This window comes from Pseudomonas sp. CH61, from assembly GCF_059429415.1.
Genome location: NZ_CM182098.1, coordinates 1,058,561 through 1,082,993, shown reverse-complemented (window position 1 = coordinate 1,082,993; position 24,433 = coordinate 1,058,561). Strand labels below are relative to the sequence as shown.

The following is a 24,433-nucleotide window of genomic DNA, read 5'->3' as shown; positions in this document are numbered from 1 at the left end:
CTAGCCTAACGAATTTGGCGTGTAAACGCACTGTTAGAGGGCGAACTATCCGATACGCGACGTTTCCGTGTCGCGTTTTTGCATGTAATTGGGGGCAAGCCTATAAATCAGCGAATGCCAGAAACGACAAAGGCCACCCGAAGGTGGCCTTTGTTTGGTGAAGCGTCAGCTAAGCGCGAGGCTTACTTGACAGCCCAACCAGTCAGCTCGGCCAGGGCCTTGCCGATGTCTGCCAGCGAACGCACGGTTTTAACGCCTGCGTCTTGCAGTGCAGCGAATTTCTCGTCTGCAGTGCCTTTGCCGCCAGAGATGATTGCGCCAGCATGGCCCATGCGCTTGCCCGGAGGAGCAGTCACACCAGCGATGTAGGAGACAACCGGCTTGGTCACGTGTGCCTTGATGTAGGCAGCCGCTTCTTCTTCAGCCGAACCGCCGATCTCACCGATCATTACGATCGCTTCGGTCTTCGGGTCTTCCTGGAACAGCTTCAGGATGTCGATGAAGTTCGAACCCGGGATCGGGTCACCACCGATGCCGACGCAAGTCGACTGACCGAAACCGGCGTCAGTGGTCTGCTTCACAGCTTCGTAGGTCAGGGTGCCGGAACGCGAAACGATACCGACCTTGCCTGGCAAGTGAATGTGACCTGGCATGATGCCGATCTTGCACTCGCCCGGAGTGATAACGCCTGGGCAGTTAGGGCCGATCAGGACTACGCCCAGCTCGTCGCACTTAACTTTAGCGTCCAGCATGTCCAGGGTAGGAATGCCTTCGGTGATGCAGACGATCAGCTTGATGCCGCCGAATGCCGCTTCCAGGATCGAATCTTTGCAGAAAGGAGCCGGAACGTAGATCACGGAAGCGGTAGCGCCAGTGGCTTCTACTGCGTCTTTAACGGTGTTGAACACTGGCAGACCCAGGTGCTCGGTGCCGCCTTTGCCAGGAGTAACACCACCCACCATCTTGGTGCCGTATTCGATGGCTTGCTGGGTGTGGAAACTACCTTGCGAACCGGTAATACCCTGGCAGATAACTTTGGTGTCTTTATTGATCAGGACGCTCATTATTTGCCCTCCGCAGCTTTGACAACTTGTTGAGCAGCGTCGGTCAGGCTGGTAGCAGCGATGATGTTCAAACCGCTTTCTGCCAGTACTTTAGCGCCCAGCTCAGCGTTGTTGCCTTCAAGGCGAACAACAACCGGGATTTTCACGCCGACTTCTTTCACAGCGCCGATGATGCCTTCGGCAATCATGTCGCAGCGAACGATGCCGCCGAAGATGTTGACCAGTACTGCAGCGACGTTGGTGTCGGACAGGATGATCTTGAACGCTTCAGTTACGCGTTCTTTGGTAGCGCCACCACCTACGTCGAGGAAGTTGGCTGGCTTGCCGCCATGCAGGTTGACGATGTCCATGGTACCCATGGCCAGGCCAGCACCGTTGACCATGCAGCCGATGTTGCCTTCCAGTGCTACGTAGTTCAGTTCGAACTTGGCAGCGTGCGCTTCGCGCGGATCGTCTTGCGACGGATCGTGGAAAGTCTTCAGCTTAGGCTGACGGTACATGGCGTTGGCGTCGATGTTGATCTTGGCGTCCAGGCAGTGCAGATCGCCGTCAGCCTTGATCACCAGCGGGTTCACTTCCAGCAGAGCCAGGTCGTGATCCTTGAACAGTTTGGCCAGACCTACGAAGATCTTGGCGAACTGAGCAACCTGCTTGCCTTCCAGACCCAGCTGGAATGCCAGCTCGCGACCCTGGAATGGCTGAGCGCCAACCAGTGGATCGATAGTGGCCTTGAGAATTTTTTCTGGAGTGTCGTGAGCGATTTTCTCGATGTCCACGCCACCTTCGGTGGAAGCCATGAACACGATGCGACGGCTCGAACGGTCAACGACAGCGCCCAGGTACAGCTCTTTAGCGATATCAGTGCACGATTCAACCAGGATCTTGGTGACTGGCTGGCCATTGGCGTCAGTCTGGTAAGTCACCAGACGCTTGCCCAGCCACTGCTGTGCGAAGGCTTTGGCGTCTTCTTTGCTGCGAACCAGCTTGACGCCGCCCGCTTTACCGCGACCACCGGCGTGGACCTGGGCTTTGACAACCCACTCGCTGCCGCCGATTTTGTCGCAAGCTTCTGCTGCTGCTTCCGGGGTGTCTACTGCGTAACCAGTGGAAACTGGCAGGCCGTATTCAGCGAACAGCTGCTTACCCTGATACTCGTGAAGATTCATGCTTTTTACCGTCTTCGTTAGGTACTGCGCATTCGGCGCTGCGCTCGTTTGAGTGCCGCGCCACCTGTGACTGCTGCTTGCGTAGCTAAGCTACGCAAGACTGCGTCCAGCGGACATTCCGCGGTGAGACTTGCTCGCAAGGCTCACGACGGGCCGTTACCGCCGTGGTTTCTTATTGTGTCTTAACGCTTCTTGCGGTTGGCAATGTGGATGGCGCCGCCATTCACAGCCAGAGCAGCTTCGTGCAAGGCTTCAGACAGGGTCGGATGGGAGAAAACCATCATGCCCAGGTCTTCAGCGCTGGTGCCGAATTCCATACCGATCGCGCCCTGCTGAACCAGTTCTGCAGCGCTCGGGCCAATCACGTGCACGCCCAATACGCGGTCAGTCTTGGCATCAGCGATGACCTTGACGAAACCACCGGTATCGTTGGCGGCCATGGCACGGCCGGAAGCGGCGAACGGGAAGGTGCCGACGTTAACTTCAACGCCTTCAGCTTTCAAGGCCTGCTCGGTTTTGCCAACCCACGCGATTTCCGGGTGAGTATAAATAACCGAAGGGATCAGGTCATAGTTCATCTGGGCTTTGTGGCCCTTGATGCGCTCGACAACCATGATGCCTTCTTCCGAAGCTTTGTGAGCCAGCATCATGCCGCGAACCACGTCACCAATGGCGAAAACGCCCGGTACGGTGGTCGCGCAGTGATCGTCAACGTGCACGAAACCGCGCTCATCGAGGGTCACGCCGCTGTCGGAAGCCAGCAGATCAGTGGTCACCGGACGGCGACCAACGGCTACGATCAGCTTGTCGAAAGTGATGGTCTGTTCGCCGTTGGCATCGGTGTAGTTCACAACGACTTCGTCGCCGTTGACTTTCGAGCCGGTTACGCGAGCGCCCAGTTTGATGTCCAGACCTTGTTTGGTCAGGGTTTTCAGCGCTTCCTTGGAAACAGCGGTGTCCGCTGCCATCAGGAAAGTGTCCAGTGCTTCCAGGACAACCACTTCCGAACCCAGACGCGACCAGACAGAACCCAGTTCCAGACCGATCACGCCAGCGCCGATCACGCCCAGACGCTTAGGTACGCTTTGGAATTCCAGTGCGCCAGTCGAATCGACGATGACTTTCTGATCAACCGGAGCCGGCGGAATGTCGATCGGACGCGAACCTGGAGCCAGGATCACGTTTTCAGCTTCGATGACTTCAACCGAGCCGTCTGGCTTGGTGACTTCGACTTTCTTGCCAGCCAGCAGTTTGCCGTGGCCCTGAATCGAAGTAACGCCGTTGGCCTTGAACAGGGTGGCAACGCCGCCGGTCAGGTTCTTGACGATGCCAGCCTTGCGGCCAACCATCGCAGCGACGTCCATTTTGACTTCGCCAGTCGAGATACCGTGAACGTTGAAGCTTTCTTTCGCTTCCTTGTATTTCCAGGAGCTGTCGAGCAGCGCCTTGGAAGGAATGCAGCCCACGTTCAGGCAGGTGCCGCCCAGGGCTTGCTTGCCTTCTGCGTCGGTGTACTTCTCGATGCAGGCAGTGGTCAGACCCAGCTGCGCGGCCTTGATGGCAGCCACGTAGCCACCAGGGCCAGCACCGATCACTACTACGTCAAATTTCTGCGACATTCAAAAAATCCTCTTTAGCAATAAAGCTACAAGCCGCAAGCTACAAGCTTCCAGCCACCCCGCTCGCTTTGAACTTGTGGCTTGAAACTTGAAGCTTGCAGCTGTTTTTTAGATATCCAGCAACAGACGAGCCGGATCTTCCAGCAGGTTCTTGATGGTCACCAGGAAGGTCACAGCTTCTTTGCCATCGATCAGACGGTGATCGTAGGACAGCGCCAGGTACATCATCGGACGGATAACGACCTGACCGTTGATGGCCATAGGACGCTGGATGATGTTGTGCATGCCCAGAATCGCTGCCTGCGGCGGGTTGACGATCGGGGTCGACATCATCGAACCGAAGGTACCACCGTTGGTGATGGTGAAGGTACCACCGGTCATCTCGTCCATCGACAATTTGCCGTCACGGGCTTTCTTGCCGAAAGTGGCGATGCCGCCTTCGATTTCAGCCAGGCTCATCAGCTCGGCGTTACGCAGAACCGGAACCACCAGGCCACGATCGCTGGAAACGGCAACGCCGATGTCCGCGTAGCCGTGGTAAACGATGTCGCCGCCGTCGATCGACGCGTTGACAGCCGGGAAGCGTTTCAGCGCTTCGGTAGCAGCCTTGACGAAGAACGACATGAAGCCCAGGCGTACGCCGTTGTGGGACTTCTCGAACAGGTCCTTGTACTTCGAACGCAGGGCCATGACTTCAGTCATGTCGACTTCGTTGAAAGTGGTCAGCATCGCCATGTTCGACTGTGCTTCAACCAGACGCTTGGCCACGGTGGCACGAACGCGGGTCATCGGTACGCGCTTCTCGATGCGGTCGCCAGCAGCGAACACAGGAGCGGCAGCCGAAGGAGCAGCAGCCTTGGCAGGCGCGGCAGCCGGAGCGGCTTTCTTGGCAGCAACAGCAGCAACCACGTCTTCCTTGGTCACACGACCGCCTTTGCCGGTGCCGGCAACGGAAGCGATGTTGATGCCGTTTTCTTCAGCCAGCTTGCGCGCAGCAGGAGCAGCAACAGGATCGTCTTCGCCTTCGGCAGCAGCCGGTGCAGCGGCAGCAGTGGCCGGAGCAGCAGCGGCGGCTGGAGCAGCGGCAGCAGCGCCGCCCGCTTCGATGGAGCCCAGCACTTCGTCGGACAGAACGGTGTCGCCTTCGTTCTTGACGATTGCGCCCAGCACGCCGTCGGCGGTAGCCAGAACTTCCAGTACGACTTTGTCAGTTTCGATGTCGACGATCAGGTCGTCACGCTTGACGGCGTCGCCCGGTTGCTTGTGCCAGGTGGCAACGGTGCCATCGGCAACCGATTCCGGGAAAGTGGGGGCTTTGATCTCGATAGCCATTATCTGTAGTTCCTTAAATTCGGTTTCAGGTGCGCGAAGGCGTTAAATGGTAAACGCGTCTTGCAGGAGTTTTTCCTGCTGCTCGGCGTGCATCGATGCGTAACCACAAGCTGGGGCAGCAGAAGCCTCACGGCCCGCGTACTCAAGTACGAGAGACTTGTCGAGGTTCCCGATGCTGCGACGCAAGTGGTGCTGGCTGCAGTACCAGGCGCCCTGGTTCATCGGCTCTTCCTGACACCAAACGGCATTTTTGACGTTGGTGTATGGAGCCAGGACTTCTTTCAAGTCGTCCTCAGGGAATGGGTACAGCTGCTCGATACGCACGATGGCGATATCTTCACGGCCTTCGGCACGGCGTTTTTCCAGCAGGTCGTAGTAGACCTTGCCGCTACACAGAACAACACGCTCGACCTTTTTCGGGTCCAGGGTATCGATTTCCGGGATCACGGTCTGGAACGAACCTTCGGCCAGATCTTCCAGGGTCGAGATGGCCAGCTTGTGGCGCAGCAGCGACTTTGGAGTCAGCACGATCAGCGGCTTGCGCAGCGGACGAATCACCTGACGACGCAGCAAGTGGTAGATCTGTGCTGGCGTGGTCGGTACCGCTACCTGAATGTTGTGCTCGGCGCACAGTTGCAGGTAACGCTCAAGACGTGCCGAGCTGTGCTCAGGGCCCTGACCTTCGTAACCGTGTGGCAGCAACATGGTCAGACCGCAGAGACGGCCCCACTTGTGCTCGCCGCTGGTGATGAACTGGTCGATTACAACCTGTGCACCGTTGGCGAAGTCGCCGAACTGGGCTTCCCAGATCACCAGCGCATCCGGCGTGGTGGTCGAGTAGCCATATTCGAACGCCAGTACCGCTTCTTCCGACAGGAACGAGTCGTACAGGTCAAAACGTGGCTGACCGTCGTACAGGTGCTGCAGCGGAATGTAGGTGCCTGCGTCTTTCTGGTTGTGCAACACAGCGTGACGGTGCGAGAACGTACCGCGGCCGATGTCCTGACCGGTCATGCGGATCGGGTGACCTTCGAACGCCAGGGTCGCGTACGCCATGGTTTCAGCGTAACCCCAGTTGATCGGCAGGCCGCCGGCTTGCATCTTCTGACGGTCTTCGTAGATCTTCGAGACCTGACGCTGCACCACGAAGCCTTCCGGAATTTCCAGCAGCTTGGCGGACAGTTCTTGCAGGGTTTTCAGATCGAAACGCGTGTCGTGACGCGCAGTCCAGGCGTGGCCCAGATAAGGACGCCAGTCCACGAACAGCTCTTTGTTCGGCTCTTTGACCAGCGATTTCACGACGTGCAGACCGTTGTCCAGCGCGTTGCGGTATTCGTCGACTTTCGCCTGAACACGCTCTGCGTCGAGCACACCGCCCTGGGTCAGACGATCAGCGTACAGCTCACGGGTGGTGCGCTGCTTGGTGATCTGCTGATACATCAGAGGCTGGGTACCGCTTGGCTCGTCGGCCTCGTTGTGGCCGCGACGACGGTAGCAGACCAGGTCGATCACCACGTCACGCTTGAACTGCATGCGGTAGTCGATGGCCAGCTGGGTCACGAACAGCACGGCTTCCGGATCATCACCATTCACATGGAGGATCGGCGCCTGGATCATCTTCGCAACGTCGGTGGCGTACTCGGTGGAACGCGAGTCCAGCGGGTTGCTGATGGTGAAACCGACCTGGTTGTTGATCACAATGTGCACGGTACCGCCGGTCTTGAAACCGCGGGTCTGCGACATCTGGAAGGTTTCCATGACCACGCCCTGACCTGCGAATGCAGCGTCACCGTGGATGGAGATCGGCAGAACCTTCTCACCGGTCGGGTCGTTACGACGATCCTGACGGGCGCGCACCGAACCTTCTACCACCGGGGAAACGATTTCCAGGTGAGACGGGTTGAACGCCATGGCCAGGTGAACTTCACCGCCGGCGGTCATCACGTTGGACGAGAAGCCCTGGTGATACTTAACGTCACCGGAACCCAGCTCGACCTTCTTCTTGCCTTCGAACTCGTCGAACAGCTCGCGCGGGTTCTTGCCGAAGGTGTTGACCAGCACGTTCAGACGGCCACGGTGGGCCATGCCGATGACGACTTCCTTGGTGCCGTAGGAACCGGAACGCTGGATCAGTTCGTCGAGCATCGGAATCAGGCTTTCGCCGCCTTCCAGACCGAAACGCTTGGTGCCCGGGTATTTGGTGCCCAGGTATTTTTCCAGGCCTTCACCGGCGGTCACGCGCTCAAGCAGGTGGCTCTTGATGTCGGCGGAGTACGTCGGACGACCACGCACGCTTTCCAGACGCTGCTGGAACCACTGGCGCTGCTCGGAATCGGTGATGTGCGTAAATTCAGCGCCGATGGTGCGGCAATATGTCTGCTGCAACGCTTCGTGAATTTCGCGTAGGCTCGCTTCCTCTTTGCCGATGAACAGGTCGCCGGCACGGAAGGTCGTATCAAGATCGGCATTGGTCAAGCCGTAATGATTGATCGACAGGTCTGCAGGTGCAGGACGCTGCCACAGCCCCAGCGGGTCAAGCTGGGCTGCCTGGTGGCCACGCATACGGTAGGCCTGGATCAATCGCAACACTTCAACTTGCTTCTTCTCGTGCTCACTGCTCACGCTCCCGGCGGAAACCGGTTGAGCGCGGCGCTGGTTCTTTGCCAGCAGCACGAAATGATCGCGAATTGTGGAGTGCGAAACATCAGTGGCAGAGTTGCCGTCGGCAGGCAACTTCTGAAAGTAGGTGCGCCACTCTTCTGGCACAGCGTTAGGGTCGTGCAGGTAGAGCTCATAAAGCTCTTCCACATAGGCAGCGTTTCCACCTGAAAGGTAGGCGCTGTTCCACATGCGCTGCATCACGCTTTCTTGCATGCTTGGTCACCCTCGGTTAGGGGAACACCATCGATGTCGACACCGAGCAAACTTGCAGAAGTCCGAATGCAGCGACTAAAACAAGCCACTTAGGATCACACTGATAGTCCGGGTACCAGCCCGGATGCCCCTGCTTGTCTCATTTCTTCAAAATAAGAGCGGCAGCTTGTGGCTACTGCTCTGGTTATAGCCATGACGCGGGTTGAAGCCCGCGCCACAGCCTCTACGGTACAGCGGTTACAGCAGCTGAATCACACGCCGCTCGAGAGCAACATGTTACGGATGTGACCGATGGCCTTAGTCGGGTTCAGGCCTTTCGGACATACGTTGACGCAGTTCATGATGCCCCGGCAGCGGAAAACGCTGAACGGGTCATCGAGCGAAGCCAGACGCTCGTTGGTCTTGGTGTCACGGCTGTCTGCCAGGAAGCGATAAGCTTGCAGCAGTGCAGCTGGACCCAGGAACTTGTCCGGGTTCCACCAGAAGGACGGGCACGAAGTCGAGCAGCAAGCGCACAGGATGCACTCGTACAGACCGTCGAGCTTTTCACGCTCTTCTGGCGACTGCAGACGCTCGATGGCCGGAGCCGGCGTGTCGTTCTGCAGGTAAGGCTTCACCTTCTCGTATTGCTTGTAGAAGATGCTCATATCGACAACCAGGTCACGGATAACCGGCAAACCTGGCAGTGGACGAACAACCAACTTGTTACCTTTTACAACCGCAGACAGCGGCGTGATGCACGCCAGACCGTTCTTGCCGTTGATGTTCATGCCGTCGGAACCACAAACGCCTTCACGGCAAGAGCGACGATAGGAGAAACCTTCGTCCTGCTCTTTGATCAGGGCCAGTACGTCCAGCACCATCAGATCTTTACCACCGGTATCGATCTGGAATTCCTGCATGAACGGCGCGGCGTCCTGATCAGGGTTGTAACGATAAACGCTGACTTGCAACATGGCGGCCACCCTTAATAAGTCCGAATCTTAGGTTCAAAAGTCGGAACAGTCTTCGGCGAGAAGTTCACGGCACGCTTGGTGACGCGCTTGTCACCCGGGAAGTACAGGGTGTGGCACAGCCAGTTTTCGTCGTCACGGTCTTCGAAGTCTTCACGGGCGTGAGCACCGCGCGACTCTTTGCGGACTTCAGCGGCGATGGCGGTAGCTTCAGCCACTTCCAGCAGGTTTTGCAGTTCCAGCGCTTCGATACGGGCAGTGTTGAACGCCTGCGACTTATCGTTGATTTTCACATTGGCGATGCGGGTACGCAGGTCAGCAAGCTGAGCGATACCTTTCTGCATGTATTCGCCAGTACGGAATACACCGAAGTAGTTCTGCATGCAGTTCTGCAACTCGCGACGCAGGGTTGCCACGTCTTCACCGTCGGTACGGCTGTTCAGCGCGTTCAGACGCGACAGGGCAGCTTCGATGTCGGCTTCGGTAGCGTCGTCGTATTCGATGCCGTCGGTCAGAGCTTTTTCCAGATGCAGGCCAGCAGCGCGGCCGAATACCACCAGGTCGAGCAGCGAGTTGCCGCCCAGACGGTTGGCACCGTGAACCGATACGCAAGCCACTTCACCGACCGCGAACAGACCAGGAATGATCTGATCCACGCCTTCGGCGTTCTGGGTGATCGCCTGGCCGTGAATGTTGGTGGCAACGCCGCCCATCATATAGTGGCAAGTCGGAACAACCGGAACCGGCGCAACAACCGGGTCAACGTGAGCGAAAGTCTTCGACAGTTCGCAGATGCCTGGCAGACGGCTGTGCAGTACTTCCTCGCCCAGGTGGTCGAGCTTGAGCAGTACGTGGTCGCCATTCGGGCCGCAACCGTTGCCGGCGATGATTTCTTTAACCATCGAGCGAGCAACCACGTCACGACCGGCAAGGTCTTTGGCGTTCGGAGCATAACGCTCCATGAAACGCTCGCCGTGTTTGTTGATCAGGTAACCACCTTCACCACGGCAACCTTCGGTCACCAGTACACCGGCGCCGGCGATGCCGGTCGGGTGGAACTGCCACATTTCGATGTCTTGTACCGGCACGCCAGCACGCAGAGCCATGCCGACGCCGTCACCGGTGTTGATCAGGGCGTTGGTGGTGGAAGCGTAGATACGACCTGCACCGCCGGTAGCCAATACGGTGGCCTTGGCGCGGATGTAGGTGGTTTCGCCGGTTTCGATGCAGATCGCGATCACACCGACGAAGTCGCCTTCCTGGTTTTTCACCAGGTCGACAGCGTAGTACTCGTTCAGGAACGTGGTACCGGCTTTCAGGTTGCCCTGATAAAGGGTGTGCAGCAGCGCGTGACCGGTACGGTCGGAAGCGGCGCACGTACGGGCAGCCTGCCCGCCTTTGCCGTAGTCCTTGGACTGACCACCGAACGGACGCTGGTAGATTCGGCCCTGTTCGGTACGCGAGAACGGCATGCCCATGTGGTCCAGCTCATAAACAGCAGCCGGGCCTTCCTGACACATGTATTCGATAGCGTCCTGGTCACCGATGTAGTCGGAACCCTTGACGGTATCGTACATGTGCCAGCGCCAGTCATCGTTCGGGTCAGCGGACGCGATTGCGCACGTGATGCCGCCCTGAGCGGATACGGTGTGCGAACGGGTCGGGAAAACCTTGGTGATCACGGCAGTCTTGTGACCGCCCTGTGCCAGTTGCAGCGCAGCGCGCATGCCGGCACCGCCACCACCAATAATGATGGCGTCGAAAGAAATCGTTGGAATGTTAGCCATGACTCAGATACCCCAGAGAATCTGCACACCCCAGACGAAGTAAGCGAACATCGCAACGCCGCATACTGCCTGGAAAAGGAAACGTATCGCCGTTGCGGACTTGCCGAACGCCATTGGCGTCAGGTAGTCAGTCGCGATGGTCCACATGCCGACCCAGGCGTGAGCGCCGAGAGCAACAAGGGCCAGGAGGCTGAAAATACGCATCCCGTTGTGGGCGAACAGTTCATGCCACTGGGCATACTCGAGGCCAGGGTGGGCCACGACGTATCCGATCAGAAAGATGAAGTAAGCCGCGAGAACGACCGCAGACACACGTTGCGCCATCCAGTCATAGAGGCCCGAACGCGACAGGTTCGTGACGTTAGTTACCATATCCAAACTCCTGCCAGAACGATTACCACCACGGAAACGGCGATAACGATTTTCGAGCCCAGTTTGCCGCCTTCCAGCGTCTCACCGATGCCCATATCCATGATCAAATGGCGCACACCGGCTACCAGGTGATACAGCAGAGCGGACAGGATGCCCCAAATCACTAGCTTGGCTAGCGGACTGGTCAGACACGCTTTCACCTGACCGAAGCCTTCCTCGGAGCTCAGCGACTTGTCCAATGCGTAAAGCATGATGGCCAGGCTGACAAAGAGGATGACACCGGAGATACGGTGAAGAATGGACGTGTAAGCAGTGACTGGGAGTTTGATGGTCCTTAGGTCTAGGTTTACAGGTCGTTGGCTTTTCACGGCTTTTTTTTCACACTGAAGAGCCCCTAACAATCAGGGCAAAGTTGTTGGGGAGTGCACTGGTCAGGTAACCACCACCCAGGGATGCGACCCCCAATGAAAGCAAGCCCAAAAGCCCTTGGCGGTCGGTGGCCGAGTATAGACAGTTAGGCTACTAATGACAACGCAATCACCTACCCCAAATAGCTGATTGCACAAGTCGTATAAAAGGCGTAAATGGCAGTCAATTTCGAGGAAAAAGTGCGCTTAAAGCCTTCTGGAGCAAGACTTTAGGCAAATTGACATTCGAATTTATCTCACTATAGTGGTGCGGGCCCTGCGTGGGGGGTCTGTCTGATGGTTCAAGCATAAATAGGAGGCCACATGGCTGACAAAAAAGCGCAGTTGATCATCGAGGGCGCAGCCCCCGTCGAGCTGCCCATTTTAACCGGCACCGTTGGTCCCGATGTAATCGATGTTCGGGGCCTGACGGCCACGGGCCGCTTCACTTTCGACCCGGGTTTCATGTCGACCGCCTCGTGCGAATCGAAGATCACCTATATCGACGGCGACAACGGCATTCTGTTGCACCGCGGCTACCCGATCGAACAGCTGGCTGAAAAATCGGACTACCTGGAAACCTGCTACCTGCTGCTCAACGGCGAACTGCCGACCGCAGAGCAGAAGGCCCAGTTCGTCAGCACCGTGAAAAACCACACCATGGTTCACGAGCAGCTGAAAACCTTCTTCAACGGTTTCCGTCGCGACGCCCACCCGATGGCCGTCATGTGCGGTGTAGTCGGCGCCCTCTCGGCCTTCTACCACGACTCCCTCGACATCAATAACCCGCAGCATCGCGAAATTTCCGCGATCCGTCTGGTTGCCAAGATGCCGACCCTGGCAGCGATGGTTTACAAGTACTCCATGGGCCAACCCATGATGTACCCGCGCAACGACCTGACGTACGCGGAAAACTTCCTGCACATGATGTTCAACACCCCGTGCGAGATCAAACCGATCAGCCCGGTACTCGCCAAGGCCATGGACCGGATCTTCATCCTCCACGCCGACCACGAGCAGAACGCGTCGACTTCCACCGTACGTCTGGCCGGTTCTTCGGGTGCCAACCCGTTCGCCTGTATCGCCGCCGGTATCGCCGCACTGTGGGGCCCTGCCCACGGTGGTGCGAACGAAGCCGTGCTGACCATGCTTGACGAGATTGGCGATGTGTCGAACATCGACAAGTTCATCGCCAAGGCCAAGGACAAGAACGATCCGTTCAAACTGATGGGCTTCGGTCACCGCGTTTACAAGAACCGCGACCCTCGCGCGACTGTAATGAAGCAGACCTGCGACGAAGTACTGAAGGAACTGGGCATCAACAACGATCCGCAACTCGAACTGGCCATGCGCCTGGAAGAGATTGCGTTGACTGACCCGTACTTCATCGAACGCTCGCTGTACCCGAACGTCGATTTCTACTCGGGGATTATCCTCAAGGCGATCGGCATTCCAACCAGCATGTTCACCGTGATTTTCGCGCTGGCACGTACTGTTGGCTGGATTTCGCACTGGAAAGAGATGCTCTCCAGCCCGTACAAGATTGGCCGTCCGCGCCAGCTGTACACCGGCTACGAGTCGCGTGACATTACCAAGCTGGAAGACCGCAAATAAGACCTGTCTTGCGATAACGTCTTGAAGTTGTACCGGGAACGGCCTCTATTTATATAGGGGCCGTTTTTGTTTGCCTGGGGTTTTGGGTTTTGGGATTGGGGGCATATCCGTTGCTGCGGGTGTTGCCGCTGGCGGTTTCGCTCTTACAGCGACTCACTTTTCCAGACGCCGAAAAGTAAGCAAAAGGCTTTGCCCCTGGCGTACGGCACTTCGCTGAGGCTCAGTGTTCCCTCGCTACGGCGTCCATCAGGGGGCATCGCCTACGGTTTGCTTCGCTGCACCTCCTCTCGATGTATGCGGCTACGCCGCACGGCGCTGCGCGCCAACCCCCTGATGAACACCTACGCTCGGCCTGCCGAAAGGGGCAAAAGATCAAAAGCCAAAACCAAATCCAAATCCAAATCCAAAGCCAGATCAAGAGCCCCTCACCCTAGCCCTCTCCCGGAGGGAGAGGGGACTGACCGAGGTGATTGCGAGAGATACGGCGACGTGAAATACCGAGTTGAACGCAAATTTTGAGAGGCCCACCATCGGCTCCCTCTCCCTCGGGAGAGGGCTGGGGTGAGGGGCGAATCCAATACCGAACAAAAGCCGACCGCATGCTCTTCACCACTCAACAGGATGAGCGTTAGCTCGGCTGCAGCTTTTGATCTGTAAGGCGACGTCGGAAGGCTGAGTGGAGGGATTGATCCGGGCGTGGGAGCGCAGCGACCGTTTGGCGAAGCCAAACACAGCGAGAGGAGGTGCAGCGAAGCAAACCGTAGGCGCTGCGCCCGGATCGATCCCGCAGCGAAGGAACCCCGAGCCCCAGCGAGCGGGCCGGACGTAGGAGCAAGCCTTTTTGGTTACTTTTTCGGCGTCTGGAAAAAGTGACCCGCCGTAAGGGCGGAACCCTAAGAAGCCGTTACCGCAGCAACGGATATGTACTCAATAAGCACCAAACACGAAGCCCCCGCCCGATAACCGCCCACAAAAAATGCCCCGATCTCTCAACCGGGGCATTCAGCAAACATTTAAACAAGCATCAAGCGATCAATGCGAAACCGCCCCACTCGCCCCCAACCCCGTCTGCGAACGCACAAATTGCGGGAAGAACAACGCCCGCTCCTTGTCCGCAGCCGCCGACTTGTCGGTAATCGAGAAGAACCAGATCCCGACAAAGGCAATGATCATCGAGAACAACGCCGGATACTCGTAAGGGAAGATCGCCTTCTCATGATGCAGAATCTGCACCCAGATGGTCGGCCCAAGGATCATCAAACCAACGGCACTGACCAGCCCCAACCAGCCGCCAATCATCGCACCACGAGTGGTCAACTTCTTCCAGTACATCGAAAGCAACAGCACCGGGAAGTTACAGCTCGCCGCGATCGAGAACGCCAGACCAACCATGAACGCAATGTTCTGGCTTTCGAACAGGATGCCCAGGCCAATCGCCAGCACCGCCAAGGCAATGGTGGTGATCTTCGAGACACGAATCTCGTCCTTCTCGTTCGCCTTGCCCTTTTTGATCACACTGGCATACAGGTCGTGAGAAACCGCCGAAGCACCCGCCAGCGTCAGACCGGCAACAACCGCCAGAATGGTCGCGAACGCCACCGCCGAGATAAAGCCGAGGAAGATACTGCCTCCTACTGCGTTGGCCAGGTGCACCGCCGCCATGTTGTTGCCGCCCAACAGCGCGCCAGCAGCATCTTTGAAGGCCGGGTTAGTGCTGACCAGCAGGATCGCGCCGAAGCCGATGATGAAGGTCAGAATGTAGAAGTAACCGATGAAGCCAGTTGCGTAGAGCACGCTTTTGCGAGCTTCTTTTGCGTCACTCACGGTGAAGAAGCGCATCAGAATGTGTGGCAGGCCAGCCGTACCGAACATCAGCGCCAGACCCAGCGAGAATGCCGAAATCGGATCCTTGACCAGACCGCCCGGGCTCATGATCGCTTCGCCTTTGGCGTGAACCTTGATCGCCTCGGAGAACAGCGTGTTGAAGTCAAAGCCTACGTGCTTCATGACCATCAGCGCCATGAACGAGGCACCGGACAGCAACAGCACAGCCTTGATGATCTGCACCCAAGTGGTCGCCAGCATGCCGCCGAACAGCACGTACATGCACATCAGCACACCGACCAGAATCACCGCGACGTGATAGTCCAGACCGAACAACAGCTGGATCAGCTTGCCGGCACCGACCATTTGCGCAATCAGGTAGAACGCCACCACCACCAGCGAACCACAGGCAGACAGGGTGCGGATCTGGGTTTGCCCGAGGCGGTAGGACGCCACGTCGGCAAAAGTGTATTTACCCAGGTTACGCAGACGCTCGGCGATCAGGAACAGGATGATCGGCCAGCCCACCAGGAAGCCGATCGAGTAGATCAGGCCATCGTAGCCGGAGGTAAACACCAGCGCGGAAATCCCCAGGAAGGACGCCGCCGACATGTAGTCACCGGCAATCGCCAGACCGTTCTGGAAACCGGTGATCTTGCCGCCCGCCGCATAGTAGTCGGCCGCCGAGTTGTTTTTCTTCGAGGCCCAGTAGGTGATGTACAGCGTCGCACCGACGAACGCCACGAACATCAGGATCGCCGGAATGTTCAGCGGCTGTTTGGCCACCTCCCCCGTCAGTGCGTCAGCCGCCCAGACACCCGGCGCGAAAGCCGCAACACTCAATAAAGCCAGTAGACGCCGGATCATTGCTGAGCCTCCTTGAGAATCGCATTGTTCAGGTCGTCAAACTCGCCATTGGCGCGGCGCACGTAGATAGCGGTGAGGATGAATGCCGAAAGAATCAGTCCGACACCGATTGGAATACCCCAGGTAATCGAGGACTCAGGACTGAGTTTCGCGCCCAGAATATGCGGCCCGTAAGCGATCAAAAGGATGAAGCCAGAGTAAAGCCCGAGCATGATCGCCGAGAGTATCCAGGCGAACTTTTCCCTTTTCTGAACCAGCTCCTTGAATCGGGGACTGTTTTGAATCGAGAGGTAAATGCTGTCGTTCATTGTTTTTATCCTCGCAGCACAGATTATTGTTGGAACATAGCTAATGTATGCGGCTGCGGGAGCGGTAACAGACGACCTTAGTAGTAGAACGCCATGACACTTTTGCCAATTTCCGGTACACACAAAACAACTGTAGGAGTGAGCCTGCTCGCGATGGCGTCGTATCAGTCGACATTTTCATCAACTGACAGGACGCTATCGCGAGCAGGCTCACTCCTACAGGGGTACGGCGGTGTGGCGGTTATTTAGTCCAGTCAGCCACGCGATCCGGGTGTTTGGCGACCCAATCCTTGGCCGCTGCGTCAGGCTTGGCACCGTCCTGAATCGCCAGCATGACTTCGCCGATTTCGTCTTTCGACGCCCACTGGAAGTTCTTCAGGAACTTGGCCACTTCCGGCGCTTTGGTTGCCAGTTCTTTGCTGCCGATGCTGTTCACGGTTTCAGCTGCGCCGTACACGCCTTTCGGGTCGTCGAGGAAGCGCAGTTTCCACTTGGCGAACATCCAGTGCGGCACCCAACCGGTCACGGCGATGGATTCGTTTTTCTTCTCGGCACGGGTCAGCTCGGCGATCATGCCGGCGCCGGAACTGGCTTTGAGGCTGTATTTGTCGAGACCGTAATCCTTGATCGCCTGATCGGTCTTGAGCATGACGCCCGAACCGGCGTCGATACCGACGATGCGATTCTTGAAGGTGTCATCGGTTTTCAGGTCTTCGATCGACTTGGCTTTCACATACTCCGGCACGATCAGGCCGATTTTCGCATCCTTGAAGTTCGGGCCGTAATCGACGACCAGATCCTTGTTCTTCGTCCAGTATTCGCCGTGGGTCACTGGCAGCCAGGCCGAGAGCATGGCGTCGAGTTTGCCGGTGGCCACGCCCTGCCACATGATCCCGGTGGCGACGGCTTGCAGCTTCACGTCGTAGCCGAGTTTCTGTTTGATCACTTCGGCCGCCACGTGGGTGGTCGCGACGCTGTCGGACCAGCCGTCAACGTAACCGATGTTCAGGGTCTGTTTTTCTGCACTGGCGAACGTGGAACTCATCGCAAGCACCAGAGCAGCACTTGCGCCTAAAAGTCGTCGCATCTTCATCGTTACTTCCCCGAAATGCTGCGCCCGACGGATGACGGGCGGCGTCAACGTATTGTTATGGTGCACGGCGCCCCCATCACGCCTGACCGCAAACTCGCTCGAACATCAGCGGAGCACTGATGGTTTCGATCATCAACCTGACGCCCGCAGCGACCTGCTCTGTCAGCGACCTCAAGGCAACGAGAAACGACATCAGAAGGCCATTAATCGCGACTATATAAATGACGCCAAATAATCCGCCCGAACTTTGCATGTCAAAATCATGCGGGCCACCAACCCCTCTATAAATGCAGGTAACATGCGTCGCTTTGCAGCCACTCGGCCTGACCATGTCCGCGACTTCCCGTTTTCCCTTTCTGCCTTATCTCTTCGCCTGCCTGCTGGGGCTGTTTGCACTGAGTGGCTTCTGGTACGGCCTCGGCCAACCGGTGATCCTGCCGGACGCAGCGACCCCAACGCATAAATTGCAGTGCGCCTCCTACACCCCGTTCGATAAAGATCAGTCGCCGTTCGACGTGCCGTTCAAACTGCGCCCCGAACGCATGGACGCCGATCTCGCATTGCTGGCGACACGCTTTGAGTGCATTCGCACTTATTCGATGACGGGCCTGGAAGCGCTGCCGGATCTGGCGCGCAAACACGGCTTGAAATTGATGATCGGCGCGTGGGTCAACAGCAATCCGGTGGACACCGAGAAAGAAGTCGATCTGCTGATCAAATCGGCCAACGCCAACCCGGACGTGGTCAGCGCGGTAATCGTCGGCAACGAAGCGCTGCTGCGCAAAGAAGTCACCGGCGCGCAACTGGCGAAGCTAATCAATAAGGTCAAGAGCCAGGTCAAGCAACCGGTCACCTATGCCGATGTCTGGGAGTTCTGGCTCAAGCATCCGGAAATCGCGCCGGCGGTGGACTTCCTGACCATTCACCTGCTGCCGTACTGGGAAGATGATCCGTCGAACATCGACGTCGCCCTGCAGCATGTCGCGGATGTGCGCCAAGTGTTCGGCAATAAGTTCGCGCCGAAAGACGTAATGATCGGCGAAACCGGCTGGCCGAGCGAAGGCCGTCAGCGCGAGACCGCCCTGCCGAGTCGGGTCAATGAAGCCAAATTCATTCGTGGTTTTGTCGCGATGGCCGAGAAGGAAGGCTGGCATTACAACCTGATCGAAGCCTTCGACCAGCCGTGGAAGCGCGGCAGTGAAGGCGCAGTCGGTGGCTATTGGGGCTTGTTTGACGCCGATCGTCAGGACAAGGGTGTGCTGGCCGGGCCGGTGACCAACGTGCCGTATTGGAAGGAATGGCTGGCGGTCGGTGGACTGATCTTCCTCGGCACGCTGATCCTTGGCGGGCGGGTTCGCACCACGCGTTCGGCGCTGCTGCTGCCGCTGCTGGGCGCCCTCGCCGCCTGCTCCATCGGCGCCTGGGGTGATCTGGCGCGGGTGACTACGCGGTTTGCCAGTGAGTGGCTGTGGGTCGGTTTGCTGACGACGTTGAATCTGTTGGTGTTGGCACACGCTGCGTTGACGTTGAGCGCCTGTGCTGGCTGGCGTGAGCGGGCATTCAATCTGCTTGAGCGCCGCGCCGGCTGGCTGGTCGCGGCAGCAGGCTTTGCCGCGGCAGTGATGATGCTGGAGATGGTCTTCGATCCGCGTTATCGCAGTTTTACGAGCATGGCGTTCGTGCTGCCGGCGCTGGTTTATCTGTGCCGTCCGGTCAGTGTGCCGCGCCGCGAGATTGCGTTGCTGACGTTTATTGTCGGCGCGGGGATTGCGCCACAGTTGTATCAGGAAGGTCTGCAGAATCAGCAGGCGTGGGGTTGGGCGTTGGTGAGTGGTTTGATGGTGGCTGCCCTTTGGCGCTGCCTGCGGGTTCGCAGCCTCTGATCTTCAGAGTGGCATCAGGCCTCTTCGCGAGCAGGCTCGCTCCCACATTGGATCTGTGGCGTTCACAAATCCCCTGTGGGAGCGAGCCTGCTCGCGAAGACTGCCTGTCAGGCGCTGCGGGACTCGCGGACCAGACGCAACCCGGCAATCACCAGCGCAAACACCGCCAACGTGGTGTTGTATAACGCCAGTGCCGGCACGCCGAACACCAGCGCCAGTACCGCCAGCCACCACCCGGCCCGCCCGGGCACGACAAAACCGATCAGCGCCGCGCCCAGCGCCGTCCAGCCCAACACCTTGAAATGAATCATCAATCCAAGGTTGGAACGCACCTGGCATTCCCAGCGACTGGCCTCATCAACACAGATGCCCACCCATTTTCCGTCCTCCATAAAGCCATAGCGCGCGCCATAGCTGGCGGCCAGCCATAACGGCAACAGAACGAGCAGCACAATCACGGGCAAGCGGCGGGACATGAAACACTCCAATCTTCGGAAATCGGCGGCCAGCTTAATCTGCCGCCAGCCGTGTGCAAGAACTAACAACTGTTAACTGTTCATTCAGGCAGTGCAAAGTGTATCGTCCAGCTACTATTACTCCGAATTCTGCCTGTTTGGTGCCGCAGCATGGCACTTTGGCGCAAACCCGGTGGTCATAGCCTGCGAACTTCATTCGGCACCTTCCTCTAAGGGATCTAGTCATGCTCCGTTCCTTGCGCTTCGCCGCGCTGTTCAGCGGCCTTATTCTGAGTGCGTCCGCACTGGCGGTGGATATCGACGCCGCCAGTTATGGCTACCCCCTGACCAACCCGTTCGAGGCGACCATCGCCACGACGCCACCGGACTTGCGCCCGGAATTGCCGCTGGACGATGACATCAATCAGTCGGACCGCAGCCTGACGTTGCGCCCGGAGCGAGAGTTCATCCTGCCGGACAACTTCTGGGCGGTGAAAAAGCTCACCTACCGCATCGCCACCCAGGACAAACCAGCACCGCTGATCTTCCTGATCGCCGGCACCGGCGCGCGCTATGACAGCACGCTCAACGAATACCTGAAAAAGCTCTACTACAAGGCCGGCTACCACGTCGTGCAATTGTCGTCGCCAACCAGTTTCGACTTCATCAGCGCCGCCTCGCGTTTCGCCACCCCGGGCGTAACCAAGGAAGACGCCGAAGACATGTACCGGGTGATGCAGGCCGTGCGCGCGCAGAATCCCAAGCTGCCAGTCACCGAGTATTACCTGACCGGTTACAGCCTCGGTGCTCTGGATGCCGCGTTCGTTGCGCATCTGGACGAGACGCGCCGCAGCTTCAACTTCAAGAAAGTGCTGCTGCTCAATCCGCCGGTCAACCTTTACACCTCGGTGACCAACCTCGACAAACTGGTGCAAACCGAAGTTAAAGGCATCAACAACAGCACCACGTTCTATGAGCTGGTGTTGTCCAAGCTGACCCGCTACTTCCAGCAGAAAGGCTACATCGACCTCAACGATGCGCTGCTCTACGACTTCCAACAGTCCAAGCAGCACCTGACCAACGAACAGATGGCGATGCTGATCGGCACCTCGTTCCGCTTCTCGGCCGCCGACATTGCGTTCACCTCGGACCTGATCAACCGTCGCGGCCTGATCACCCCACCGAAATTCCCGATCACCGAAGGCACCAGCCTTACGCCGTTCCTCAAGCGTGCGCTGCAGTGCGACTTCGACTGCTACCTGACCGATCAGGTGATTCCGATGTGGCGTGCGCGCACCGATGGCGGCAGCCTGCTGCAACTGATCGACCAGGTCAGCCTGTATGCACTCAAGGATTACCTGCATGACAGCCCGAAAATCGCCGTGATGCACAACGCCGACGACGTGATCCTCGGCCCGGGCGACCTCGGTTTCCTGCGCAAGACCTTCGGTGATCGCCTGACCGTTTATCCACTGGGCGGCCATTGCGGCAACCTTAACTACCGCGTCAACAGCGACGCCATGCTGGAGTTCTTCCGTGGCTAAATATCTCCTGCTGATGGCAGCGCTCCTCTGCGCAGGCGTGGCCCAGGCCGACAACAGTAAAGCCAACGCGCCGGTGGTCGTCGACAGCGACGGCTTCAAAGAGCCGCTGTCCAAACTCAAATTCAACCCGGGGCTGGATCAGCGCGAATTCGAGCGCTCAACGCTCAACGCGCTGAACGTCTACGACCCGCTGGAATCGTGGAACCGCCGGGTTTACCACTTCAACTATCGCTTCGACCAATGGGTGTTCCTGCCGGTGGTCGATGGCTACCGTTACATCACGCCAAGCTTCGTGCGTACCGGGGTGAGCAACTTCTTCAACAACCTCGGTGACGTGCCGAACCTGGTCAACAGCCTGTTGCAGTTCAAAGGCCAGCGCTCGATGGAAACCACCGCGCGCCTGCTGCTCAACACCACCATCGGCATCGCCGGCCTGTGGGACCCGGCCACCGCCATGGGCCTGCCGCGTCAGAGCGAAGACTTCGGCCAGACTCTGGGCTTCTACGGTGTACCGGGCGGCGCCTACTTCGTACTGCCGATCTTCGGCCCGTCGAACATCCGCGACACTGCAGGCCTGGCCGTCGATTACACGGCCGAATCGGCGATCAACTTCCTCAACGTCTCGGAAGTCAGCTCCAACCACCCGGAAATCTGGGCGTTGCGTGCAGTCGACAAGCGTTATCAGACCAGCTTCCGCTACGGTCAGATGAACTCGCCGTTCGAGTACGAGAAGGTGCGCTACGTGTATACCGAAGCGCGTAAGTTGCAGATCGCCGAGTAGTTTTCGGCAGGTACAAAAAAGGGCCATTCGATGCGAGTCGAATGGCCCTTTTTCACGGCACAACAAAGATCAAACTGTAGGAGTGAGCCTGCTCGCGATAGCGGTGTGTCAGGCGACGCTTGTGGGGCTGACACACCGCTATCGCGAGCAGGCTCACTCCTACAAGGGTTTTGTGTTGAATGTCAGTTTTTCACGGCTTTCCAGATCTTGCCGACAACGGAAACAACCGCCAACACCACTGCCCCGGCAATAATCCCCGCCACACCATTGAGCAACATCGGCACCGCAAACCCGACGCTGCCGGCCGCGGCACCAACGCCTTCGATCCAGTGATGCACCACCGGCACGCCGTGAGTGAGGATGCCGCCGCCGACCAGGAACATCGCCGCCGTACCAACCACCGACAAGGTTTTCATCATGTATGGCGCGGCGCTGAGAATGGCGCTGCCGACTTTCTTGGCGAACTGCCCAGGCTTCTGGGTCAGCCACAAACCGAGATCGTCGAGTTTGACGATACCCGCCACCAGGCCATAAACGCCCACCGTCATCACAATCGCAATGCCGGACATGACAATCACTTGCTGAGTCAGCGAGGCAGTTGCCACGGTGCCCAGAGTGATCGCGATAATCTCTGCCGAGAGGATGAAGTCGGTGCGAATCGCGCCTTTGATCTTGTCCTTCTCGTACGCCACCAGATCGGTCGCCGGATCAGCTACCGCCTCAGTCAGCTGCGCATGCTCGGCTTCATCTTCAGCCGCACTGTGCAGAAACTTGTGCGCGAGCTTCTCGAAGCCCTCGAAACACAAGTACGCACCACCGACCATCAACAACGGCGTCACCAGCCACGGCACGAATGCACTGATCGCCAGCGCCGATGGCACCAGAATCAGCTTGTTGACGAACGAGCCCTTGGCCACGGCCCAGACTACGGGGATTTCCCGTTCGGCACGCACGCCGGAGACCTGCTGGGCGTTGAGCGCCAGATCATCGCCGAGTACGCCGGCGGTCTTCTTGGCGGCCATTTTGCTCATCAACGCCACGTCGTCCAGCACGGTGGCAATATCGTCGACCAGCACCAGCAAACTGCTTCCTGCCATGAATCCTGTTTCCTTTTATGTATGAATGTTGCGAAGCATAACGCGACCTTAGACCACGCGGGGCATTCTTGAGCGCCGCGCGAGGCCGGTGCTACCATGCGCAACCGCCAGAACAGGCAAGGAACCACCGGGTTTATGAGCACAATCCGCGAGCGCAACAAAGAACTGATCCTGCGTGCCGCCAGTGAGGAGTTTGCCGACAAGGGCTTCGCTGCGACCAAAACCAGCGACATCGCCGCCAAGGCGGGATTGCCCAAGCCCAACGTCTACTACTACTTCAAGTCCAAGGAAAACCTCTACCGCGAGGTATTGGAAAGCATCATCGTGCCGATTTTGCAGGCCTCGACCCCGTTCAATCCGGACGGCGTACCGAGCGAAGTGCTGAGCGGTTACATCCGCTCGAAGATCCGCATCTCCCGCGACCTGCCCTTCGCCTCGAAAGTATTCGCCAGCGAAATCATGCACGGCGCCCCGCACCTGAGCGCCGACCTGGTCGAGCAGCTCAACGGCCAGGCCAAGCACAACATCGACTGCATCCAGAGCTGGATCGACCGCGGCCAGATCGCCCCGATCGACCCTAATCACCTGATGTTCAGCATCTGGGCCGCGACCCAGACCTACGCCGACTTCGACTGGCAGATTTCTGCGATCACGGGGAAGGACAAGCTGGACGAAGCGGATTATGAAGCGGCGGCGCAGACGATTATCCGGTTGGTGTTGAAGGGGTGTGAGCCGGACTGAAACACCGTAGAGACGCCATCGCGAGCAGGCTCACTCCTACATTTGGAATGCGTTCCCCTGTAGGAGTGAGCCTGCTCGCGATCGAGGCAACTCGGTTTCAGCTCAAACCCAAATAGCATCCCACAGCGGATAGTCGCCAAGCTTCTCCACCAGCCCGGCCCGCAACGGGTTGGCCACGACATATCGCGCCATTTTCACCAAATCGTCTTCCCGCCTCAGCGCGCGGTCATGAAACCCTCTCTGCCAGAGAACGCTGTTTCCACTGGAAGCTTGCCTGACAGCCTTGGTGCTCAGCGATTTGGTTTTTTGCATCACCTCACTCAATGAACCTCGTCGCAATTCAATCAGCCAATGGAAATGATCTGGCATCACTACCCAGGCTAATGAGCTCACCAGCCCCGAATCTTGCGCGTGTCGAAATTGATCAGCGACCAGTTTTCCCAAGGCAAAATTCGTGAAAATCGGCTTTCGTTGATAAGTGGTGCTGGTTAACAGATAGATTCGACTGACTTCGGTATAGCGCCCGACTCTCAATTTATGTGCAGCAGGTAGATCCGGCATTCCTTTGCCCTCTGTGATCAGGTCATGACAAGGCTAGTACCGGGAAAGACAAATGGAGCGGTCAACTGTTGGCAGGATGTGTCTGGTAGAT

Annotated in this window: 21 protein-coding genes; 5 read left to right on the top strand and 16 right to left on the bottom strand. The window is 58.0% G+C overall.

Features of this window, described 5'->3' with window-relative positions; genetic code table 11:
• Positions 1-182: 182 nt before the first annotated feature.
• The 9 genes from sucD to sdhC form a co-directional block, all read right to left on the bottom strand.
• Positions 183-1,064: a succinate--CoA ligase subunit alpha gene (sucD, locus tag AC5SEM_RS04910; protein ID WP_008082972.1), complete on the bottom strand. Its 882-nt coding sequence runs from the start codon at positions 1,062-1,064 to the stop codon at positions 183-185.
• Complete coding sequence (gene sucC, locus AC5SEM_RS04905; protein WP_007919879.1) at positions 1,064-2,230, bottom strand: ADP-forming succinate--CoA ligase subunit beta; 1,167 nt, start codon at positions 2,228-2,230, stop codon at positions 1,064-1,066. The genes sucD and sucC overlap by 1 nt, the downstream gene beginning before the upstream one ends.
• A 182-nt stretch (positions 2,231-2,412) precedes the next feature.
• Positions 2,413-3,849, bottom strand: coding sequence for a dihydrolipoyl dehydrogenase (gene lpdA / locus AC5SEM_RS04900; protein ID WP_077571707.1), 1,437 nt, complete (start codon positions 3,847-3,849; stop codon positions 2,413-2,415).
• A gap of 108 nt (positions 3,850-3,957) precedes the next feature.
• Complete coding sequence (odhB, locus tag AC5SEM_RS04895; RefSeq protein ID WP_123592697.1) at positions 3,958-5,181, bottom strand: 2-oxoglutarate dehydrogenase complex dihydrolipoyllysine-residue succinyltransferase; 1,224 nt, start codon at positions 5,179-5,181, stop codon at positions 3,958-3,960.
• 42 nt (positions 5,182-5,223) lie between these two features.
• Entirely contained in the window at positions 5,224-8,055 is a 2,832-nt protein-coding gene (locus AC5SEM_RS04890; RefSeq protein WP_077571705.1) for a 2-oxoglutarate dehydrogenase E1 component, read from the bottom strand.
• 251 nt (positions 8,056-8,306) lie between these two features.
• Positions 8,307-9,011 (bottom strand): succinate dehydrogenase iron-sulfur subunit, encoded by a 705-nt coding sequence (locus AC5SEM_RS04885; RefSeq protein ID WP_008077942.1) that lies wholly within the window; start codon positions 9,009-9,011, stop codon positions 8,307-8,309.
• Positions 9,012-9,022: 11 nt separating this feature from the next.
• On the bottom strand, positions 9,023-10,795 hold the full coding sequence (gene sdhA / locus AC5SEM_RS04880; RefSeq protein ID WP_129391065.1) for a succinate dehydrogenase flavoprotein subunit: 1,773 nt from the start codon (positions 10,793-10,795) through the stop codon (positions 9,023-9,025).
• A gap of 3 nt (positions 10,796-10,798) precedes the next feature.
• Positions 10,799-11,167 carry a succinate dehydrogenase, hydrophobic membrane anchor protein gene (sdhD, locus tag AC5SEM_RS04875; protein WP_003222999.1) on the bottom strand — a complete coding sequence of 123 codons (369 nt, stop codon included), beginning with the start codon at positions 11,165-11,167 and terminating at the stop codon, positions 10,799-10,801.
• Positions 11,161-11,535 carry a succinate dehydrogenase, cytochrome b556 subunit gene (gene sdhC / locus AC5SEM_RS04870; protein ID WP_017127965.1) on the bottom strand — a complete coding sequence of 125 codons (375 nt, stop codon included), beginning with the start codon at positions 11,533-11,535 and terminating at the stop codon, positions 11,161-11,163. Before sdhC ends, sdhD begins: the two co-directional genes overlap by 7 nt.
• Positions 11,536-11,898: 363 nt before the next feature.
• Here sdhC and gltA point away from each other — a divergent pair, with 363 nt between their 5' ends.
• The gene (gene gltA, locus AC5SEM_RS04865; RefSeq protein WP_003222994.1) at positions 11,899-13,188 is read left to right on the top strand and encodes a citrate synthase; all 1,290 of its coding nucleotides are present in this window, start codon (positions 11,899-11,901) and stop codon (positions 13,186-13,188) included.
• Between the two features lie 1,032 nt (positions 13,189-14,220).
• Here gltA and AC5SEM_RS04860 read toward each other — a convergent pair.
• The 4 genes from AC5SEM_RS04860 to AC5SEM_RS04845 all read right to left on the bottom strand — a co-directional run bounded on the left by AC5SEM_RS04860 (position 14,221) and on the right by AC5SEM_RS04845 (position 17,533).
• The gene (locus tag AC5SEM_RS04860; RefSeq protein ID WP_038363942.1) at positions 14,221-15,879 is read right to left on the bottom strand and encodes a cation acetate symporter; all 1,659 of its coding nucleotides are present in this window, start codon (positions 15,877-15,879) and stop codon (positions 14,221-14,223) included.
• The gene (locus AC5SEM_RS04855) at positions 15,876-16,187 is read right to left on the bottom strand and encodes a DUF485 domain-containing protein (RefSeq protein ID WP_116032387.1); all 312 of its coding nucleotides are present in this window, start codon (positions 16,185-16,187) and stop codon (positions 15,876-15,878) included. Before AC5SEM_RS04855 ends, AC5SEM_RS04860 begins: the two co-directional genes overlap by 4 nt.
• A gap of 241 nt (positions 16,188-16,428) precedes the next feature.
• Positions 16,429-17,280 (bottom strand): glycine betaine ABC transporter substrate-binding protein, encoded by an 852-nt coding sequence (locus tag AC5SEM_RS04850; protein ID WP_016987515.1) that lies wholly within the window; start codon positions 17,278-17,280, stop codon positions 16,429-16,431.
• A 76-nt stretch (positions 17,281-17,356) separates the two neighbouring features.
• Positions 17,357-17,533 carry a hypothetical protein gene (locus AC5SEM_RS04845; RefSeq protein ID WP_230669391.1) on the bottom strand — a complete coding sequence of 59 codons (177 nt, stop codon included), beginning with the start codon at positions 17,531-17,533 and terminating at the stop codon, positions 17,357-17,359.
• A 34-nt stretch (positions 17,534-17,567) separates the two neighbouring features.
• Here AC5SEM_RS04845 and AC5SEM_RS04840 point away from each other — a divergent pair, with 34 nt between their 5' ends.
• Positions 17,568-19,163, top strand: coding sequence for a glycoside hydrolase family 17 protein (locus AC5SEM_RS04840; protein ID WP_495472288.1), 1,596 nt, complete (start codon positions 17,568-17,570; stop codon positions 19,161-19,163).
• A 107-nt stretch (positions 19,164-19,270) separates the two neighbouring features.
• Here AC5SEM_RS04840 and AC5SEM_RS04835 read toward each other — a convergent pair whose 3' ends face one another.
• Positions 19,271-19,639 carry a hypothetical protein gene (locus tag AC5SEM_RS04835; protein ID WP_495472287.1) on the bottom strand — a complete coding sequence of 123 codons (369 nt, stop codon included), beginning with the start codon at positions 19,637-19,639 and terminating at the stop codon, positions 19,271-19,273.
• A gap of 224 nt (positions 19,640-19,863) precedes the next feature.
• On the opposite strand from AC5SEM_RS04835, the gene AC5SEM_RS04830 reads away from it, so the two are divergent.
• Positions 19,864-21,162, top strand: a complete 1,299-nt coding sequence (locus tag AC5SEM_RS04830) for a hypothetical protein (protein WP_064117369.1) — start codon at positions 19,864-19,866, stop codon at positions 21,160-21,162.
• Entirely contained in the window at positions 21,155-21,943 is a 789-nt protein-coding gene (locus AC5SEM_RS04825; protein WP_108226817.1) for an MlaA family lipoprotein, read from the top strand. The genes AC5SEM_RS04830 and AC5SEM_RS04825 overlap by 8 nt, the downstream gene beginning before the upstream one ends.
• 182 nt (positions 21,944-22,125) lie before the next feature.
• Here AC5SEM_RS04825 and AC5SEM_RS04820 read toward each other — a convergent pair whose 3' ends face one another.
• Positions 22,126-23,040: a DUF808 domain-containing protein gene (locus AC5SEM_RS04820; protein ID WP_495472286.1), complete on the bottom strand. Its 915-nt coding sequence runs from the start codon at positions 23,038-23,040 to the stop codon at positions 22,126-22,128.
• Between the two features lie 135 nt (positions 23,041-23,175).
• Between AC5SEM_RS04820 and AC5SEM_RS04815 the strand changes: the two genes are divergently transcribed.
• Positions 23,176-23,781, top strand: coding sequence for a TetR/AcrR family transcriptional regulator (locus tag AC5SEM_RS04815; protein WP_077571699.1), 606 nt, complete (start codon positions 23,176-23,178; stop codon positions 23,779-23,781).
• Between the two features lie 102 nt (positions 23,782-23,883).
• On the opposite strand, the gene AC5SEM_RS04810 is transcribed toward AC5SEM_RS04815, so the two are convergent.
• Positions 23,884-24,342, bottom strand: coding sequence for an REP-associated tyrosine transposase (locus tag AC5SEM_RS04810; protein WP_116032405.1), 459 nt, complete (start codon positions 24,340-24,342; stop codon positions 23,884-23,886).
• Positions 24,343-24,433 lie beyond the last annotated feature (91 nt).